General features: G+C 46.3%; 15 protein-coding genes and 1 other RNA gene. 13 read left to right on the top strand and 3 right to left on the bottom strand.

Annotated elements, in window-relative coordinates; genetic code table 11:
• On the bottom strand, positions 1 to 909 hold the full coding sequence (locus Pas1_RS08470; RefSeq protein ID WP_112205415.1) for a 5'-nucleotidase: 909 nt from the start codon (positions 907 to 909) through the stop codon (positions 1 to 3).
• Position 910: 1 nt separating this feature from the next.
• Positions 911 to 2,431: a threonine ammonia-lyase, biosynthetic gene (gene ilvA / locus Pas1_RS08465; RefSeq protein ID WP_112295015.1), complete on the bottom strand. Its 1,521-nt coding sequence runs from the start codon at positions 2,429 to 2,431 to the stop codon at positions 911 to 913.
• Between the two features lie 134 nt (positions 2,432 to 2,565).
• On the opposite strand from ilvA, the gene Pas1_RS08460 reads away from it, so the two are divergent.
• The 13 genes from Pas1_RS08460 to rnpB all read left to right on the top strand — a co-directional run bounded on the left by Pas1_RS08460 (position 2,566) and on the right by rnpB (position 18,317).
• Positions 2,566 to 6,405: a DUF3683 domain-containing protein gene (locus Pas1_RS08460; RefSeq protein WP_112208563.1), complete on the top strand. Its 3,840-nt coding sequence runs from the start codon at positions 2,566 to 2,568 to the stop codon at positions 6,403 to 6,405.
• The gene (locus tag Pas1_RS08455; protein WP_112205409.1) at positions 6,405 to 6,797 is read left to right on the top strand and encodes a gamma-butyrobetaine hydroxylase-like domain-containing protein; all 393 of its coding nucleotides are present in this window, start codon (positions 6,405 to 6,407) and stop codon (positions 6,795 to 6,797) included. Before Pas1_RS08460 ends, Pas1_RS08455 begins: the two co-directional genes overlap by 1 nt.
• A gap of 17 nt (positions 6,798 to 6,814) precedes the next feature.
• Positions 6,815 to 7,558: a bifunctional demethylmenaquinone methyltransferase/2-methoxy-6-polyprenyl-1,4-benzoquinol methylase UbiE gene (gene ubiE, locus Pas1_RS08450; protein ID WP_112208562.1), complete on the top strand. Its 744-nt coding sequence runs from the start codon at positions 6,815 to 6,817 to the stop codon at positions 7,556 to 7,558.
• 54 nt (positions 7,559 to 7,612) lie between these two features.
• Entirely contained in the window at positions 7,613 to 8,500 is an 888-nt protein-coding gene (locus Pas1_RS08445; RefSeq protein ID WP_112295014.1) for a Tim44 domain-containing protein, read from the top strand.
• Between the two features lie 51 nt (positions 8,501 to 8,551).
• Positions 8,552 to 9,172, top strand: a complete 621-nt coding sequence (locus Pas1_RS08440; RefSeq protein WP_112208560.1) for a ubiquinone biosynthesis accessory factor UbiJ — start codon at positions 8,552 to 8,554, stop codon at positions 9,170 to 9,172.
• A 2-nt stretch (positions 9,173 to 9,174) separates the two neighbouring features.
• Positions 9,175 to 10,755, top strand: a complete 1,581-nt coding sequence (gene ubiB, locus Pas1_RS08435) for a ubiquinone biosynthesis regulatory protein kinase UbiB (RefSeq protein ID WP_112295013.1) — start codon at positions 9,175 to 9,177, stop codon at positions 10,753 to 10,755.
• A 53-nt stretch (positions 10,756 to 10,808) separates the two neighbouring features.
• Positions 10,809 to 11,462, top strand: a complete 654-nt coding sequence (locus Pas1_RS08430; RefSeq protein WP_112205399.1) for a DUF502 domain-containing protein — start codon at positions 10,809 to 10,811, stop codon at positions 11,460 to 11,462.
• Between the two features lie 16 nt (positions 11,463 to 11,478).
• Entirely contained in the window at positions 11,479 to 13,278 is a 1,800-nt protein-coding gene (gene aspS, locus Pas1_RS08425; protein ID WP_112208558.1) for an aspartate--tRNA ligase, read from the top strand.
• Positions 13,279 to 13,290: 12 nt separating this feature from the next.
• Positions 13,291 to 13,740: a dihydroneopterin triphosphate diphosphatase gene (gene nudB / locus Pas1_RS08420; RefSeq protein WP_112208557.1), complete on the top strand. Its 450-nt coding sequence runs from the start codon at positions 13,291 to 13,293 to the stop codon at positions 13,738 to 13,740.
• Entirely contained in the window at positions 13,737 to 15,560 is a 1,824-nt protein-coding gene (locus tag Pas1_RS08415; RefSeq protein ID WP_112295012.1) for an ABCB family ABC transporter ATP-binding protein/permease, read from the top strand. The genes nudB and Pas1_RS08415 overlap by 4 nt, the downstream gene beginning before the upstream one ends.
• Positions 15,561 to 15,569: 9 nt before the next feature.
• Positions 15,570 to 16,889: a glycerate kinase type-2 family protein gene (locus Pas1_RS08410; RefSeq protein ID WP_112295011.1), complete on the top strand. Its 1,320-nt coding sequence runs from the start codon at positions 15,570 to 15,572 to the stop codon at positions 16,887 to 16,889.
• Between the two features lie 16 nt (positions 16,890 to 16,905).
• Positions 16,906 to 17,970, top strand: coding sequence for a dihydroorotase (gene pyrC, locus Pas1_RS08405; RefSeq protein ID WP_112295205.1), 1,065 nt, complete (start codon positions 16,906 to 16,908; stop codon positions 17,968 to 17,970).
• A gap of 40 nt (positions 17,971 to 18,010) precedes the next feature.
• Positions 18,011 to 18,317: RNase P RNA component class A (gene rnpB / locus Pas1_RS08400), an RNA gene on the top strand.
• Here rnpB and Pas1_RS08395 read toward each other — a convergent pair.
• Positions 18,318 to 18,740, bottom strand: a complete 423-nt coding sequence (locus tag Pas1_RS08395; protein ID WP_112205388.1) for an OsmC family protein — start codon at positions 18,738 to 18,740, stop codon at positions 18,318 to 18,320.
• Positions 18,741 to 18,917: the final 177 nt, after the last annotated feature.

Genomic DNA, 18,917 nt, shown 5'->3' with positions numbered 1-18,917 from the left:
CTACGCTTTTGGTCGATTCGAAACACCAGAGACCACATGCCCAGTAGGCGCAACTGTAGCGGCTGATTGGCAATGACCCGTCTGATCATCAAAGAAGAAGTCGGGCTCAAACTCTCTGAGAAATTCACTCTTCGTAAGACCACCTAAAAACATAGCCTCATCAACATCGATGCCCCACGCCATCAGAGTTCGAATCGCACGTTCATGGGCTGGTGCAGAGCGCGCTGTGACTAATGCCGTCCGAATCCGCATACCCTTTTCACTAGTAGAGCGTTGCAAGCGATGCAGTGCTTCGAGAAGAGGTTTGAAGGGGCCGGGTGGTAAGGGGATATCCGCTTTCTTACTTTCGTGATCGACAAAAGCTTCAAGACCTTTTTTCTGGAAGACTTGTTCTGCTTCATCAGAGAAGAGAACGGCATCACCGTCAAATGCAATACGGATTTCATTAGGATGCGACTCAGCAGTTTTACTCGATTCTGGATATACCCGTGCTGCTGGAAAGCCAGCATCAATGGTTGCTCTGACATCATCTTCATTGGCAGAAAGAAAAAGATTAGCCTTTAAAGAACGTAGGTAATGGTATGGAGGTCTGCCCCTGGTAAATACCCCCCGCTCAAGATGTAAGCCATGATGTTCTGCAGAGCGAAAGACCCGCAGGCCACTCACGGGATCATTGCGCGAAAGAATCACCACCTCGACTCTTTGCTCACCTTCTTCATTGAAGGCTAAAAGTTTCTTGACTAGCGGGAATGCCACCCCAGTTTGTGCGGCCTTGGAGAGACGTTCCAGCTGGAGCTTCATATAGGCGCTGTCATCAGTGGATTCGAAGATACGATTTTCTTCCTCAAAGTCAAAGAGGGCGCGCGATGAAATCGCGACGACCAGTTTTCCGGTGAGTGAGAAAGACATCTTATTTTAGAAAGAGACGATAAGCAGGGTTATTAGTTTCATTCCAATGTGGATAGCCTAGCTTTGCCACGAATGCTTGGAATTTCTTCTGCTCATTTTTAGGCACTTGAATACCTACTAAAATACGTCCGTAGTCAGCACCATGATTTCGATAATGGAACAGGCTGATGTTCCAATTGGGCGCCATGCTCGTTAAGAACTTCATCAGCGCACCTGGGCGCTCAGGAAACTCAAAGCGATAGAGCTGTTCATCCTGAGCAAGCGCAGAGTGACCGCCAACCATATGTCGCAAGTGCGATTTAGCAAGCTCATCATGAGTCAAATCGATCGTAGCAAACTTCGCTTTACGGAAGTGTTTGGCGATGGCCTCGCTATCGCCAGCTTTTTGGGTGCCAATACCAACAAAGATATGGGCTTGTCTTTGATCGGCGATACGATAGTTAAATTCAGTCACATTCCGTTTACCTGGTAGCTCACAGAAGCGTTTGAATGAACCACGCTCTTCTGGAATCGTGACTGCAAAGACGGCTTCTTTAAACTCACCGACATCAGCGCGTTCTGCAACAAAGCGTAGACGGCTAAAGTTCATATTGGCACCGCAGGCTACTGCCACTAAAGTTTTCTTCTTGCTGTGGTGTTGTTCAACATATTTCTTGAGGCCTGCGATTGCGAGTGCTCCAGCAGGTTCCAAAATGCTACGGGTATCGGTAAAGACATCATTGATGGCCGCACAGATTTCATCGGTATCGACAGTAATGATTTCATCAACTACTTTTTTACAGATGCGGAAAGTTTCTTTGCCAACGAGTTTGACGGCAGTGCCATCTGAAAAAAGTCCAACGTCTTTCATCTCGATGCGACGATTCGCTTTCAAGGAACGCTTCATAGCATCTGAATCTACTGACTGGACTCCGATGACTTGGGTTTTGGGGCTCACTGCTTTGACGTACTCCCCAATCCCTGCGATGAGTCCACCACCACCGATAGCAACAAAAATTGCATCGATGGGTTTCTCGTGCTGCTGGAAAATCTCCATGGCAATCGTGCCTTGTCCGGCGATGACATCAGGGTCATCAAAGGGATGAACGAAGGTCAAACCCCGTTTTTTTTCTAAGACTTGAGAATAGGTAAAAGCATCGCTGTAGGACTCCCCATGCAAAATGACTTCGACCCAAGAGCCACCGCGGGCTTTGACAGCATCAATTTTGAGACTGGGGGTAGTGACAGGCATCACGATCACCGCTTTGGTCTTCATTTTGGCTGCGGCCAGAGCTACCCCTTGGGCATGATTTCCAGCTGATGCCGCGATCACTCCTCGTTTTAATGCTGCGGGAGATAGGTGCGCCATTTTGTTATACGCACCACGTAATTTGAAGGAGAAAACGGGCTGGTTATCTTCCCGTTTGAGTAAAACTTGGTTGCCCAAGCGCTTGCTCAGTTCAGGCGCTAGCTCAAGCTCAGTCTCCCTGGCTACGTCGTAGACCCGGGCCGCTAATATTTTCTTTAAGTAGTTGGTTGCCATCTGATGAGCGTACCACGGATGGACGCTAAGCCCTTAGTTTTGCTGGGGTTTATAGACTTCTCCAACATCTTTTTGGGTTTCCTGCCAATATCGGGGATGCTCAATTAAAATGCTTCTTTAACGAATATCACACCATGAATGCTCCATTAGCATTAAACCAGTTGTTTGAAGCCGGCGAGGGCTCACCCCGTCTGCGCGAAATTCCTTACAACTACACCTCTTTTTCCGATCGGGAAATTGTCATCCGTATTCTGGGTGAGGGGTCTTGGCAGACCCTCAATGAGCTACGTGGTGTCAGAAAAACCGGCCGTTCCGCACGCATGTTGTTTGAGGTCCTGGGCGATATTTGGGTAGTCCAGCGCAACCCCTTCTTACAGGATGACTTATTAGATAACGCTAATCGTCGCCAAATGCTGATTGATGCCCTTTGGCATCGTCTTGGTGAAGTGAAGAAACGTGCTAGCGGAGAATCTGCCCCACAAGTACAACTCTTATTGAATGCTGCGCATCGTGCCGTTGAAAATTTTGAAAACGGTTTTAAAGACGTGGAGCGGATTCGTAAACAGGCACGAAAAGTACTGGGCCGTTTTACTGCTTCCGATAATATTTGTTTTGATGGGGTTTCCCGTGCAGCTCACGTAACAGATGCTACCGATTGGCGCGTTGAGTTTCCATTGGTGGTTCTAAAGCCTGACTATGAGTCCGAGATTCCCGGTTTAGTCAAAAGTTGTATTGAGCTTGGCTTAACCATTATTCCTCGTGGAGGCGGTACTGGTTACACCGGCGGTGCAATTCCTCTGTATGCATTGTCTGCAGTCATTAATACTGAGAAGCTTGAGCAGATTGATGGCGTTAAGAGCAAACATTTACCCGGTGTTTCAAAAGAAGTGCCAACGATATTTACTGGTGCTGGTGTAGTGACGCGTCGTGTCGCAGATGCTGCAGAACATGCCGGTTTGGTTTTTGCAGTAGATCCCACCTCTGCTGATGCGAGTTGTATCGGCGGCAACATTGCGATGAATGCCGGCGGTAAGAAAGCCGTACTTTGGGGCACAGCCTTAGATAACTTGGCCAGCTGGCGTATGGTTGATCCAGAGGGCAATTGGTTGGATGTAGAACGCTTAGATCATAATCTTGGCAAGATTCATGAAGCAGCACTAGTCCGCTTTCAGTTGACCTGGTCTGATGGCTTGAGTGAGCCTGGAGAACGCATTCTCAAAACTGAAATTATTGAGTCCGAAGGTAAGCGTTTTCGTAAAGAAGGTTTAGGCAAAGATGTGACCGATAAGTTTTTATCGGGATTGCCTGGCGTTCAAAAAGAAGGTTGCGATGGCCTCATTACCAGCGCCACTTGGATCTTGCATCGCATGCCGAAATACATGCGCACCGTTTGCTTAGAGTTTTTTGGTCAAGCGCGTGAAGCGATTCCTAGTATTGTCGAAATCAAAGCCTACTTGGATGGTCTGAGTAAGCAGGGCGGACCGATCTTAGCTGGTCTTGAGCATCTCGATGATCGCTATTTGAAAGCAGTAGGCTATTCCACTAAATCTAAACGCAACAGCTTACCCAAAATGGTTTTGCTGGGCGATATTGCTGGTGACGATGAAGAGGCAGTAGCTGCAGCCACCAGTGAAGTAGTACGAATGGCGAACCTTCGAGTTGGTGAAGGCTTTGTTGCTGTAAGCCCAGAAGCACGCAAGAAGTTCTGGTTAGATCGAGCTCGCACTGCAGCGATCGCTCGTCATACCAATGCCTTCAAGATTAATGAGGACGTAGTCATTCCATTGCCGCGAATGGGGGAGTACACCGACGGTATTGAGCGTATCAATATTGAATTGTCTTTAAAGAATAAATTACAGGTCTTAGATGGTTTAGAGCACTTCTTAAGAAAAAGTGCTCTACCGCTTGGTAAATCAACTGAAGATGATGAAATTCCTAGTGCAGAAATCTTGGGTGATCGTGTCCAGCAAGCCCTTGATCTGATTGCAGGAGTGCGTGCACGCTGGTCAGAGTGGCTCACTAAGATGGATGATTATTTTCCTCAGCTGCAAGACTATAGTTTGCGCGCTTCTTGGAAAGCTGAGGTTCGTGCTGAGCTGAGAATTATGTTTGGCGGTTTGGCTTTTGAGCCCATCTTGAATGAACTAGAAGCCATTCATAAACAGATTTTGCGTAAGCGCGTGTTTGTTGCGCTACATATGCATGCAGGTGATGGCAACGTTCATACCAATTTGCCAGTGAATTCAGATGACTACGAGATGTTGCAAGACGCACATCACGCCGTCGATCGCATCATGAAATTGGCTCGCTCGCTCGATGGCGTCATCTCTGGTGAGCACGGTATTGGTATTACAAAGTTAGAGTATTTAACTGAAGCAGAGTTAAAAGATTTTCGCGCTTATAAAAATCGGGTTGATCCAGAGGGCCGATTCAATAAAGGTAAATTGATGCCTCATGCTGATCTTGGCATGGCGTATACCCCAAGCTTCGGATTGATGGGTCATGAGTCCATCATCATGCAGCAAAGTGATATTGGCGCAATTGCCGATAGCATCAAAGATTGCTTGCGTTGCGGTAAATGTAAGCCAGTTTGTGCAACCCACGTACCACGAGCTAATTTGCTCTACAGCCCTCGTGACAAAATCTTAGCAACTTCTTTGTTAATAGAAGCCTTTTTATATGAAGAGCAAACGCGCCGGGGTGTTTCAATTAAGCATTGGGAGATGTTTGATGATGTCGCAGCCCATTGCACAGTCTGTCATAAGTGCTTGACACCATGTCCAGTCAAAATTGACTTTGGTGATGTGAGTATGAATATGCGTAATTTATTGCGCAAGATGGGGCAGCAGCGTTTTAATCCTGGTACTGCTGCATCAATGCTGTTCTTGAATGCAACAAATCCTGACACGATTAATCTTGTTCGTAAGACTATGATCGGCTGGGGTTACAAAGCTCAAAGATTAGGCAATGATCTATTCCGAAGGCTGGCTCGCAAGCAAACTGCACACCCACCTGCAACGGTAGGTAAGCCGAGCGTTAAAGAGCAGGTGATTTTCTTTGTGAATAAGAAAATGCCAGGCAACTTGCCTAAGAAGACCGCACGTGCGCTCCTAGATATTGAGGATGCCAATTACGTTCCAATCATTCGGGATCCAAAAACCACTTCCGCAGATACTGAAGCTGTCTTTTATTTTCCAGGCTGTGGTTCAGAGCGCTTGTTCTCCCAAGTAGGCTTAGCTACTCAGGCGATGCTTTGGAATGTCGGCGTACAAACTGTCCTGCCACCGGGTTATCTCTGTTGTGGCTATCCTCAACGCGGTAATGGCGACTTTGATAAAGCCGAGAAAATGATTACCGATAATAGGGTACTCTTTCACCGCGTTGCCAATACCCTTAACTATTTAGATATCAAGACTGTCGTAGTGTCTTGTGGCACTTGCTACGATCAATTGGCTGGTTATCAGTTTGAGCAAATCTTCCCTGGTTGCCGCATTATTGATATTCATGAGTATTTGCTCGAGAAGGGCGTGAAACTTTCTGGCGTGACTGGCGTGAAATACATGTATCACGATCCTTGTCATTCACCTATGAAGTTGCAAGACCCCCTCAAGACTGTCAATGAACTGATTGAGCAGGAAGATGGTAAAGCGATCCCTAAAAATGATCGCTGCTGCGGCGAGTCTGGAACACTCGCAATTACTCGTCCAGATATTTCAACGCAAGTCCGCTTCCGCAAAGAAATTGAAATGGAAAAAGGCGCTAATGCCCTTCGGAAAGATGATCCAGCAGTTGATGTGAAGGTGCTGACGAGCTGCCCATCGTGTTTGCAAGGGCTGACCCGCTTTGATGCAGATAGTTCAACTACGGCTGATTACATCGTGGTTGAGATGGCCCAAAAAATCTTGGGCGCGGACTGGATGCAAGAATACGTTGCCAAAGCCAATCAGGGCGGTATTGAAAGGGTCTTGGTTTGATGATTCCTAATCAAATCGTTGCCCACCAGCAATCCAAAGTCTTAGAGTTAGGCTATGAAGATGGCAGAAGCTTTCATCTGCCTTTTGAGTTTCTGAGAGTGTACTCACCCTCCGCAGAAGTTCAAGGACACGGCCCAGGACAAGAAACTTTGCAAACGGGTAAGCGCGACGTAGTGATCATGCAAATTGAGCCTGTTGGCCATTATGCGATTAAGCCTAGCTTTTCTGATGGACATGATTCGGGTTTATTTACTTGGGAATACTTGCTGCATTTAGCAGAGAACCAAAAACAGTTATGGGCTGAGTATTTGCTTAAGCTCAATGCTCATGGAGTTGAGCGCGATGCTGTAATGGGCTCCAGTAAAGATTCCCACTCTTGTGGCAGTCACTAATTTTCTAGAGAGTCTGTATGAGTAAAACCCATTTTGGTTATCAGAGTGTTGAGGAAACAGAAAAGGCTGGAAAGGTAGCTGAGGTATTTCATTCAGTTGCCAACAAATATGATGTTATGAATGATCTCATGTCATTTGGCTTACATCGCCTATGGAAGAAAGTGACGATTGCGCGCGCCCAAGTTCGCCCTGGTCAAAAAGTGTTAGATATCGCTGGCGGCACTGGTGACTTAGCAAAAGCGTTTGCGCAAGCAGCCCAGTGGGGTATCAATGGAGATGCCCAAGTTTGGCTGAGCGATATTAATGCCTCAATGTTGCGCGTTGGTCGAGATCGCTTGCTAGATGATGGCTTGGCCTTACCCTGCGTTCAGTTTGATGCTGAAAAGATTCCCTTTCCACCAAATTATTTTGATGCAGTAACTGTCGCATTTGGTCTACGCAATATGACACATAAGGATGTAGCCCTAACTGAGATGTTGCGTGTCATTAAACCCGGAGGCCGCGTTCTAGTCCTGGAGTTCTCAAAGCCTGATGAGTTCTTGCAACCTATTTATGACGCATATTCTTTTAAAATTCTGCCTTGGTTGGGTCAGAAGATTGCGCAAGATGCAGAAAGTTATCGTTACCTAGCAGAATCTATTCGAATGCATCCAGATGCACAGACTCTCAAAGACATGATGTTGAAAGTGGGCTTTGATGAAGTGGATACCCATCGCATGACAGGGGGTATTGTGGCCCTCCATATCGGCATCAAATATTAAAATGCAATTGCGGTGGTAGTCTACGGATTACTTATTTTATTTAGGGGGTTCAGAATGAATAAGCACTTTTTCAAAGCAGCATTGTTAAGTTGTACTCTGTTATTTGCCGCAGTAGCCGATGCTGATGCAGCGCGTTTAGGTGGCGGTAGAAGCATTGGTCGAGCTCCAAGTGCCCCAATCCAAAGACAAGCTATTCCTCCCCAAAGACCAGTTCAGCAGGCGCAGCCTGCCGCCCCTGCTGCCGCTCCAGCGCAACCAGCAGCTCCAAGTCGCTTTGGTGGAATAGGCGGAATGTTGGGTGGTTTAGCGGCAGGCCTAGGTATCGCTTACCTCTTCTCTCACTTTGGCCTAGGCGAAGGAATGGCCTCAATGTTTTCTGGTTTGCTGATAGCGCTGCTAGTTGGCTTTGCAATCATGTTTGTGATTAGACGGCTATTACCATCGTTCTCGGGTGCTCAAGGCATGCAACGGACTAGCGAGCCTCTTGCTAAACAAGAGCCCGCTTTTCAGCCCGTGAGCAGCTCAGCAAGTGCTGTCACCCCAAGTCTTGAAAAGTTTGAATCCACTATGCCTCCGGGCTTTGAGGAGTACTCTTTTTTAGAGAACGCCAAACAATTCTTTGTCCGCCTTCAAAAAGCTTGGGATCTGGGAGATTTAGTTTCTCTAAAGGAATACACCACTCCTGAGATGTTCATCACTATTGAGCAAGATTTGGCAGGCAGATTCGACGCCTCCAATCAAACTGAAGTAGTTAGCATGCAGGCCAGTTTGCTAGGCATCGAAACCGCTGATGGTAATTATTACTGCAGCGTTCAATTTACCGGCATGATTCGAGAGCAAGTCTCTGCTCCAGCAAGTAACTTCTCGGAAATCTGGAATCTCAGTAAGCCAGTGAATGGCCCCGGAGGTTGGGTACTAGCAGGTATTCAGCAGTTGGTTTAAGCTTAGATACTTTCCTAAGGAAACCCGCATTCGTGCGGGTTTTTTGCACCCATGAATAGCTTGACCTCCTCAACCCATTACCTTGCTGCCGGCGCACTATGTCGCGGGGTGAATCATGTATTAGCCAGTGAACCATGGGCAATGGCAGAGTTGTCACCTCATGTAGGCAAAAGTATTTCCTTAAATTTACCAATGGGGCAGATGGCTGTAGAGATCACCCCACAGGGAAAAATTGCCGCTCTTGATAGTACTGATCAAGCAAGTCTGCTTTTAGAGGTCTCGGCGCAAGCACTTTCTGGTTTGCTTGCAAGCTCTGGCAATTTACGCGATCAAGCTTTCAAAGCAGTGAAGATTAGTGGTGATGCTGATTTGGCTCAATTAATCGGTCGACTAGTTTCTCAGGTGCGCTGGGAGTATGAAGAAGACCTCGCTAAATGGGTTGGTGACGCCCCTGCTAACTTTGCAGTACGACAAGCTAAGACGATGGTGAAGGCTGGTCAAGCTGCTACGAAAGACTTTCTACAGAATGTTGTGGAGTACGTCAGCGAAGAAAGAAAAATACTTCTGAATAAACGGGACTTCATGATTCGTAAGAATGAACTCAATGAGTTACGCGATTCAGTAGATCGAATTGAAAAACGTATTGCGCTACTTGAGCAAAAGACAAAATAATCATGCGCCGAATTAGTCGTCTCTTTTTCATTTTCTTTACCGCTTGGCGTTATGGCTTGTTGCCTTTATTGCGTGACAATCTCAAACCTGGATTGCGCCGTGGTCTATTGTCAATTCTGTGTTGGATTTCTCCGGGCGCTAACTTGCCGAGAGGCGAACGGATTCGCTTAACGCTAGAAGAGCTGGGTCCAATTTTTGTGAAGTTTGGTCAAGTTCTCTCTACGCGTCGAGATCTCTTACCTGAGGATATTGCTAATGAGTTAGCTAAGCTGCAAGATCAGGTGCCACCATTTTCAAATGCTGAGTCACGGAATTTGATTGAAGCGGCATTGGGGGCGCCTATTGAAACGGTCTTTGAAAGTTTTGATGCCACCCCTATAGCCAGTGCCTCAGTGGCTCAGGTGCACTTCGGGGTATTGCGTGGAACGGATAAGCATCCAGAGTGGCAGGGCCGGTCGGTGGCCATCAAGGTACTTCGCCCAGGCATTCTGCCGGTGATTGAGGGTGACTTGGCGTTGATGAGAGACCTGGCCAAAATTATTGAGAAAGCATCAGAAGATGGTCGGCGCTTAAAGCCTCGTGAAGTAGTTGCTGAGTTTGATATTTATTTGCATGATGAACTCGACCTGATGCGCGAGGCTGCTAATGCAAGTCAGTTGCGCCGTTACTTTATTGACTCCAAGAAACTCATGATCCCCGAAATGTATTGGGATCTTTGTCGAACCAACGTGATCGTCATGGAGAGAATGGATGGCATCTCGATTGGTCGTACTGCAGAGTTACGCGCTGCAGGAGTAGATTTTAAGAAGCTTGCAGCAGATGGCGTTGAGATCTTTTTTACTCAAGTGTTTGAGTATGGTTTCTTTCATGCGGACATGCATCCTGGAAACATTTCCATCAGCTTAGAGCCTGAAACTTTTGGTCGCTTTATATCTTTTGACTTCGGCATTGTTGGCACACTAAGTGAAATCGATAAAAATTATTTGGCTCAAAACTTTTTAGCTTTTTTTAATCGTGACTACCGCAGAGTGGCTGAGTTACATATCGAGTCTGGTTGGGTGCCATCGAATACCAGAGTCGAGGAATTGGAGGGGGCAGTACGTTCCGTTTGCGAGCCATACTTTGATCGCCCCTTAAAAGAGATTTCTTTAGGTATTGTGCTGATGCGTCTATTCCAAACTTCTCGACGCTTCAAGGTGGAGATTCAGCCTCAGTTAACACTCTTGCAAAAAACTTTATTAAATGTAGAAGGCTTAGCCCGCGAACTGGACCCTGATTTGGATCTGTGGAAAACAGCTAAGCCAATTTTAGAGAGGTGGGTGGATAAGCAGCTGGGCTGGCGGGGCTTTATTGATGGCCTGAAGACAGAGGCGCCTGCTTGGGCAAAAATTTTGCCAACCCTTCCAAGGTTGATTGCAGATAGTTTGACCCAAAATCAGCAACAAAATCAAAACGCTGAATTGGAGGTTTTGAGGGCAGTTTTATTCGAAGAGCGCCGCACTCACCGTTTAATCGTAGGGGCACTCCTCTTTTCGGGTGGATTTTTAGCTGGGATCGTCTTGATCAGCCTCGGTATTTACTAGGCTCTCGCCCAAAGGGCATCTAACCCGTTAAAATACGAGGTTAGGCAGAAAACATGAAAAAATACTTTATCGCTGGAATTCTCGTTTGGGCCCCGATGGCCGTCACCATTTGGGTGATCACGTGGGGCTTGGGCTTGCTCGACGGTGTTTTTGGCTCCGTCATGAGCGCCATTATTGCGGTTTTTCCAGAGCAGTTCTCATCTGATTTACAGCATTTCCGTAACCTTCCAGGCGTCGGAATCTTAATCGTCGTTCTTGTAATCATCTTCACAGGTTTGTTAGCCATTCATTTTGCTGGACAGTGGTGGATGAGAATTTGGGACAGATTTGTTAATCGGATTCCTATCGTTCGCTCTATTTATTCGAGTGTTCAGCAGGTATCTACGACTTTATTATCTGGTAACGGTAATGCTTTTAGTAAGGCCTTATTGATTCGCTATCCCCATGCCGATTCTTGGGCAATTGCTTTTCAAACAGGATTACCTGCAAAAGAAATTAGTACTAAGTTAGGTGCAGACTATGTAAATGTCTTTTTGCCAACTACCCCCAATCCTACTTCAGGCTTCTTCATGATCGTGCCACGTGAGCAAACGATTGCACTGGATATGAGTGTTGAAGAGGCACTTAAACATATTGTTTCAATGGGATCTGTCCCACCCCATAGTTCTATTGGTAAGACTGCATTAGAGTCTCCAAAACCTCTTTGATTTATAGGAAATTGTTATGTCGATGCGAAGTCACACCTGCGGCCAGGTAAGCGATTCACTGATTGGTAAAGAAGTCACCCTCGCAGGTTGGGTGAACCGTCGTCGTGATCATGGCGGCGTGATTTTTATTGACTTACGCGATCGTGAGGGTTTTGTCCAAATTGTTTGTGATCCTGACCGTCCAGAGATGTTTGCACTTGCTGAGCAAGTACGTAATGAGTTTTGTATTCAGATTACGGGCTTAGTGCGGGCACGTCCTGCTGGTACTGAAAATACCGATTTAGTGAGTGGTAAGGTTGAAATTCTTTGTCATCAATTGGTGATTCTGAATGCATCGGTAACGCCACCATTCCAGTTAGACGATGAGAATTTATCAGAGACGACTCGTTTGACCCATCGTGTTCTCGACTTGCGTCGTCCACAAATGCAAAAGAATCTGCGTTTACGTTACAACGTTGCAATGGAATGCCGTCGTTATTTAGATGCTGCGGGCTTTATTGATATTGAAACGCCGATGCTCACCAAGAGCACTCCTGAGGGCGCTCGCGATTATCTGGTTCCTTCCCGTGTGCATGATGGACAATTTTTTGCTTTGCCACAGTCTCCACAGTTATTTAAGCAATTATTGATGGTGGCCGGCTTTGATCGTTACTATCAAATTACCAAGTGCTTTCGTGATGAAGACTTACGTGCTGATCGTCAGCCTGAATTTACTCAGATTGACTGTGAGACTGCATTCTTAGATGAGATCGAGATTCGTAACTTATTTGAAAACATGATTCGTCATATTTTCAAGACCACCATGAGTGTTGAGTTGCCCAATCCTTTCCCAACTATGCCGTATTCCGAGGGTATGGCGCGCTATGGCTCAGATAAGCCTGACTTGAGGGTTGCAATGGAATTTACCGAGTTGACTGATCTGATGAAAGATGTGGATTTCAAGGTCTTCTCTGGAGCCGCTAATCAAGCGGGTGGTCGAGTAGTAGGCTTGTGTGTTCCTGGTGGCGCAGAGATCAGTCGTAGCGAAATCGATGATTACACGCAATTTGTTTCGATCTATGGCGCAAAAGGCTTGGCTTGGATCAAAGTGAATTCTGTCACTGAAGGACGCAACGGTTTGCAATCTCCAATCGTCAAGAATCTCCACGATGGAGCAATTGACGGTATCCTAAAGCGAACTGGTGCAAAAGATGGCGACATTATTTTCTTTGGTGCCGATAAAGAAAAAGTAGTCAATGATGCAATCGGTAACTTACGCTTACGGATTGGCCATTCTACTTGGGGTAAAGAGCATGGCTTATTCACAGAAGGCTGGAAGCCTTTGTGGGTTGTTGACTTCCCTATGTTTGATTACGATGATGCTGAAGCACGATGGGTTGCTTGTCATCACCCATTCACCAGCCCTAAAGATGAACATATGAAATACCTCGAGACCGATCCAGGCAAATGCTTGGCAAAGGCCTACGACATGGTATTAAATGGTAGCGAAATTGGTGGCGGCTCTGTACGTATTCATCAAGAGGCGGTTCAAAGCCAAGTATTTCGTGCGCTAAAGATTGGTCCAGAAGAGGCGCAAGCTAAATTTGGATTCTTGTTAGATGCCCTACAGTATGGTGCTCCTCCCCATGGCGGTATCGCTTTTGGTTTGGATCGTATCGTCACCATGATGACTGGTGCCGAGTCGATTCGTGATGTAATTGCCTTCCCCAAAACACAACGGGCACAATGTTTGTTGACTCAAGCACCTAGCCCAGTAGATGAGCGTCAATTACGTGAATTACACATCCGTCTTCGCCAAGCAGCACCCACTGTATAAGCTAGCTGAATCTTGAAAATCCCTGTCTCGGTTTTAGTTGTCATTTATAAATCGAATGGGGAAGTTTTATTGATTGAGCGAGCTGATCGAGAAGGCTTCTGGCAATCCGTAACAGGTAGTATTGATTTTATCGGTGAGGATCTAGCTCAAGCTGCTATCCGGGAAGTGTTTGAAGAAACCGGTATCGATGCCAAGACCTTACCTGCAGATGCCTTACAAAACATGCAGCATCAAATTGAATACGAAATTTATCCACAATGGCGCTTTAGATATGAAGCCGGTGTGTTTAAAAATACTGAACATTGGTTCTCATTGAGGGTGCCTGATGAGGTCGCCATTAGACTCTCACCCCGAGAGCATATTGCTTATGAGTGGCTTCCTTTTGCAGCTGCTGCTGCTAAATGTTTTTCCCCAAGTAATGGCCAGGCTATTCTGCAGTTATTTTCTTCAAGGGCACTATGAGACATTTAGCAGGCCCAAAATCAAGTGAGCCTTCCTTAATGATTGCACAGCGAAGTGATTGGCGTGTCATTCGTGATTTACTCCCTTACTTGTTGGAGTACCGCTTAAGAGTATTGCTCGCTTTGCTATGTTTGGTCGCTGCCAAAGTCGCCAATCTCGGTATTCCTGTTTTGATGAAGCGTTTGATTGATACCTTGAATATCAAGGTGGATTCTGGCCAAGCCTTATTAGCCATTCCAGCCGCTCTGATTGTGGCTTACGGTCTTTTGAGAATCTCCGCTTCATTGTTTAACGAATTGCGTGAGGCTTTATTTGCCAAGGTGACGCAAAACGCCGTTCGTAAGGTTGCTCTACAAGTATTTGAGCATCTTCATGCACTCTCCTTGAGCTTTCATTTGGCGCGTCAGACCGGAGGGGTTAGTCGAGATATTGAGCGGGGAACTAGAGGGATTCAGTCCCTAATTCAGTATTCCCTGTACAGCATTTTGCCAACTCTGATTGAATTTATCCTAGTACTAGGTTACTTAGCCTATACCTACGATATTTGGTTTGCACTCATTACGCTTGTAGCGCTAGTTCTCTATATCGCCTTTACCGTAGTTGTTACTGAATGGCGCACCCATTTCCGTCGCACCATGAATGATATGGATTCGAGAGCAAATCAAAAAGCGATTGATTCTTTGTTAAATTTTGAGACGGTGAAGTATTTTGGCAATGAAGCTTTTGAATCGCGTCGCTATGATGAAAATCTAGCGCGTTACCAAGTGGCAGCAGTCAAGTCACAAAAATCCTTAGCTGTACTGAATTTAGGTCAGCAAACCATTATTGCGATCGGTTTGATTTTGATTCTATGGCGCGCTACCTCAGGCGTTATGAATGGCACAATGACTTTGGGTGATTTGGTTTTAGTCAATACCTTGATGATTCAACTCTATATCCCCCTCAATTTTTTAGGTGTGATTTATCGAGAGATCAAGCAGTCCCTGACGGATATGGATCGCATGTTCTCTTTGCTTAATACTGATAAAGAAATTGCTGACTCACCCAATGCTCAGCCCTTAGTTATTCAGAACTATACGATTGGACCCGATATCCACTTTGAGCACGTCTCTTTTCATTACGACGCTAAGCGTGAGATTTTGCGTAATGTGAGTTTTAATATCCCCGCTGGAACAATTACTGCTGTAGTTGGTCAGAGTGGAGCAGGTAAAAGTACTTTAGCTCGTTTGCTATTTCGTTTCTATGATGTGCAGTCCGGCAAGATTTTGATCGATGGGCAAAATATTCAAGATGTGCAGCAGGCAAGCTTGCGCAAGGTTATTGGTATTGTTCCTCAAGACACCGTTTTATTCAACGATACGATTGGTTACAACATTGCTTATGGAAATCCTGGGGCGACCCCGGAGGCAGTTCAAGAAGCGGCACGAGCAGCACAAATCGATGGTTTTATCGAGCGACTACCTGATGGCTATAACACCCAAGTCGGTGAGCGAGGCCTAAAGCTATCTGGCGGAGAGAAACAAAGGGTTGCGATTGCTCGTACTTTATTAAAAAGCCCTGCAATGCTGATATTCGATGAGGCAACTTCAGCCCTAGACTCCAAAACAGAGAGGGCCTTTCAGGAGGAACTACTGAGTCTGGCTAAAAATCGTACCACCCTCATCATTGCCCATCGACTTTCAACGATTGTCCATGCTGACCAGATACTGGTGATGGAGCACGGCCAAATTGTGGAGCGGGGCACTCATATTGAGTTGCTGGCACACCAAGGCCGCTATGCAGAAATGTGGCAAATGCAAGAGCGAGCCACGCTTGATTAGAATACTCTGATGAGTAACCAAAAAAACATTCTCCAAAATGCTTTTGCTGCCGCATTGGCTGTGGCCGATCCTCAGAAAATCGTGCCTGAATACTTGGCAAAGATTTTTGCTAATAGCCCACCACAAAAAAAATGTCTCATCGTTGGAGCAGGTAAAGCTAGTGCTTCAATGGCTAGCGCACTAGAGCGCTTTGCCAAACAATATTGGCCTAATACGGAGCTTGAGGGCATAGTATTAACTCGCTATGGTCATGGATCTCCAACTGAGTACATTGAAATTATTGAAGCAGGCCATCCTGTTCCAGATCAGGCCGGTATGGATGGGGCAAAAGCGATTTTGCATTCAGTTAATCAACTCAATCTAGGAGATGTATTGATTGTGTTGGTATCCGGCGGGGGTTCAAGTTTATTGACCTTGCCACAAGCGGGTATCAGTATGGAAGATATGCGTACGACAACACAAGCTTTGTTGAGATGCGGCGCTCCGATTGAGGAGATGAATATCGTTCGTAAGCATTTGTCAGCAATCTTAGGCGGCAATCTGGCTAGAGCGGGGATACAACGCGGTGCCCGAATTGAAGCGCTATTGATTTCTGATGTGACGGGAGATCAGCCTGCGGATATTGGTAGTGGCCCTTGTGCAGCAGATTATTCCAGCTATCAGGATGCCCTAGCAATCTTGACCAAACATCAACTAGATGAGATATCGATACCTGCGTCCGTTCTCAATCATCTACAAAAAGGTTTGGCTGGGCTCATACCGGAAACTTTAAAAGAGCATGATTTGCAAAATGCTCCAGTCAGAAACCATGTCATCGCAACTGCTTATAAAAGTCTAGAGGCCGCAGCTGACTATGTCCGCTCTGAGGGCTATGAGCCAATCATTCTGGGTGACACTATTACTGGTGAGGCTAAAGAGGTTGGTGCTGATCAGGCGAAACTCGCCAAGGAACTCATTGATAAGCACGATGGTAGCAAACCCCTAGCTCTGATTTCTGGTGGTGAATGTACAGTTACTTTGCCTGCCGGTATTAAAGGTCGAGGCGGTCGCTGTAGCGAGTTTTTGCTCTCTCTGTTTGTGGAAACTGGGCATATTCGTCAATTGGCTGCCTTGGCTGCAGATACGGATGGAATTGACGGTAGCGAAAAAAATGCAGGCGCTTGGTTTACTCCAGAACTACGTGAAGCCAGTAAAAGTAAGGGTATTAACCCAAACGAATTTTTGGGGGTGCACGATTGTTATGGATTTTTTGCAGAATTGGACGCTTTAGTAGAAACTGGACCCACCCTTACTAATGTGAATGATTTCCGTATCATCTTGCTTAATTAATCTTAAAGTCATCACCATGTCGACCAACCCTCAACAGATTCAAATCACTCAGCCAGATGATTGGCATTTGCATATTCGTGATGGTGATGTTATGGCTAGCGTATTGGCTGATACTGCAAGACAATTTGCGCGTGCCGTCATCATGCCAAATTTAAAGCCACCAGTGACTACGGTGGAATTAGCTAAAGCTTATCGATCCAGAATTGAGAGTAAGTTGGTGTCGCTACAGATTAAAAACTTTACGCCTTTAATGACTTTGTATTTGACAGACAACACTAGTGCCGAAGAAGTGCGCAAGGCAAAGGCGGATGGAATTATTGGCTTCAAGTTGTATCCTGCTGGCGCCACTACCAATAGTGATGCTGGTGTAAGTGATATTCATCAGTGTTATGCAGCTTTGGAAGCTATGCAAGCAGTGGGTATGCCGCTCTTAGTTCACGGTGAAGTGACGAATTCTGAAATTGATATCTTTGATCGTGAAGCCGTGTTTATCGATCGTGTGCTGGAGCCTTTGCGCAGAGATTTACCAGAGCTCAAGATTGTCTTTGAACACATCACTACCTTGCAAGCTGCTCACTATGTGCGAGATACAGTTACTAGCGAGAAGCGTCTCATTGGCGCAACCATTACGCCACAACATTTACTGATGAATCGTAATGCTATCTTTTCTGGTGGTATTCGTCCGCACCACTATTGTTTACCAGTACTTAAGCGTGAAGAGCATCGACTTGCTTTATTGGAAGTAGCTACGAGTGGTAATCCACGGTTTTTCTTGGGCACTGATAGTGCACCACACTCCAAGGGGGCAAAAGAGAGTGCTTGCGGCTGTGCAGGTTGCTATAGCGCATTCAATGCAATGGGACTTTACGCCGAGGCTTTTGACAGTGTTGGTAAGCTCGATCGCCTAGAGGGCTTTGCCAGTTTCTTTGGGCCAGATTTTTATTCCTTGCCACGCAATACCCAAAAAATTACTTTAGCAAAACAGGCTCAGAGCATTCCGCAAGAGCTGCCATTTGGTGGTGAGACCATCATTCCGTTGCGAGCTGGCGAGAACGTTGCCTGGTCTCTCATTTCAGCTTAATTCCAAACATTTTTTCCTGACTGCGTTAGACTGCAGGCGCAGAGTCAATTAGGCAATCGCCGCCTCTTTATTGAGGGGGAGGAAAGTCCGGACTCCATAGGGAAGGGTGATGGCTAACGGCCATCCACGGCGACGTGCGGAATAGGGCCACAGAGACGAGCGTATTTAGTTACGGTGAAACGCGGTAACCTCCACCCGGAGCAATCCCAAGTAAGCAGGCGATGAGGCGTCCCGCTGAGTCTGCGGGTAGGGAGCTTGAGCCGTTAGGTAACTGACGGCCTAGAGGAATGATTGCCCCTAGATGCAAGTCTAGGCGACAGAATCCGGCTTATCGATTGGCTCTGCACTTATTCCGAACGGACTTCGATGCTGTAAGTCAGTTCTGCAGTTTTTGAGAGCATTGCTGTAGCAGAGCAATACTTATCGTGAGAGAGTTTGACTGCGCGATCAACCTTGGCTTGGTCCAAGTCTTTTCCGGTAACCGTGAAATGCAAATCAATTTTTGTGAAGACTTTGGGGTCTTCGCTAGCTCTCTCGGCCTTCACCTTCACTTCGCAGCCTGAGACGGCTTGGCGGGCCTTTTGTAGGATTAAAACCACATCAAAGGCAGAGCAGCCACCCGCTCCTGCCAAGAGCAGCTCCATGGGTCGTGGGGCAAGGTTTCTACCACCAGCCTCGGGGGCTCCGTCCATATTTAGGAGGTGCCCACTCCCTGTTTCGGCAGAAAAAGCCATTCCAGTATTGCCCAACCAAGATACTGTGCAATCCATATTAGTGATCCCTAACTTCTAAATTAATCAATATTATCAATGATTTAGACATTATAAGGGGATTATTCATCGGTAGCGAATATGGCAAAAAATTGACTTAGGTCAATTTTCTTGCATTGCACCATAAATTATGGTTAAATACCCATATTGGTGATCAGTCTTATATAAGAGATTGAT

The sequence above is a fragment of the Polynucleobacter paneuropaeus genome (genome assembly GCF_003261235.1).
Taxonomy (GTDB): Bacteria; Pseudomonadota; Gammaproteobacteria; order Burkholderiales; family Burkholderiaceae; genus Polynucleobacter; species Polynucleobacter paneuropaeus.
Note: the sequence above shows the minus strand (reverse complement) of the source record. Positions and strands in the feature narration are given on the sequence as shown.

Coding starts and splice junctions, on each gene's coding strand:
- Pas1_RS08470 (WP_112205415.1), bottom strand. CDS start 909: ATGTCTTTCTCACTCACCGGAAAACTGGTCGTCGCGATTTCATCGCGC.
- ilvA (WP_112295015.1), bottom strand. CDS start 2,431: ATGGCAACCAACTACTTAAAGAAAATATTAGCGGCCCGGGTCTACGAC.
- Pas1_RS08460 (WP_112208563.1), top strand. CDS start 2,566: ATGAATGCTCCATTAGCATTAAACCAGTTGTTTGAAGCCGGCGAGGGC.
- Pas1_RS08455 (WP_112205409.1), top strand. CDS start 6,405: ATGATTCCTAATCAAATCGTTGCCCACCAGCAATCCAAAGTCTTAGAG.
- ubiE (WP_112208562.1), top strand. CDS start 6,815: ATGAGTAAAACCCATTTTGGTTATCAGAGTGTTGAGGAAACAGAAAAG.
- Pas1_RS08445 (WP_112295014.1), top strand. CDS start 7,613: ATGAATAAGCACTTTTTCAAAGCAGCATTGTTAAGTTGTACTCTGTTA.
- Pas1_RS08440 (WP_112208560.1), top strand. CDS start 8,552: ATGAATAGCTTGACCTCCTCAACCCATTACCTTGCTGCCGGCGCACTA.
- ubiB (WP_112295013.1), top strand. CDS start 9,175: ATGCGCCGAATTAGTCGTCTCTTTTTCATTTTCTTTACCGCTTGGCGT.
- Pas1_RS08430 (WP_112205399.1), top strand. CDS start 10,809: ATGAAAAAATACTTTATCGCTGGAATTCTCGTTTGGGCCCCGATGGCC.
- aspS (WP_112208558.1), top strand. CDS start 11,479: ATGTCGATGCGAAGTCACACCTGCGGCCAGGTAAGCGATTCACTGATT.
- Pas1_RS08415 (WP_112295012.1), top strand. CDS start 13,737: ATGAGACATTTAGCAGGCCCAAAATCAAGTGAGCCTTCCTTAATGATT.
- Pas1_RS08410 (WP_112295011.1), top strand. CDS start 15,570: ATGAGTAACCAAAAAAACATTCTCCAAAATGCTTTTGCTGCCGCATTG.
- pyrC (WP_112295205.1), top strand. CDS start 16,906: ATGTCGACCAACCCTCAACAGATTCAAATCACTCAGCCAGATGATTGG.
- Pas1_RS08395 (WP_112205388.1), bottom strand. CDS start 18,740: ATGGATTGCACAGTATCTTGGTTGGGCAATACTGGAATGGCTTTTTCT.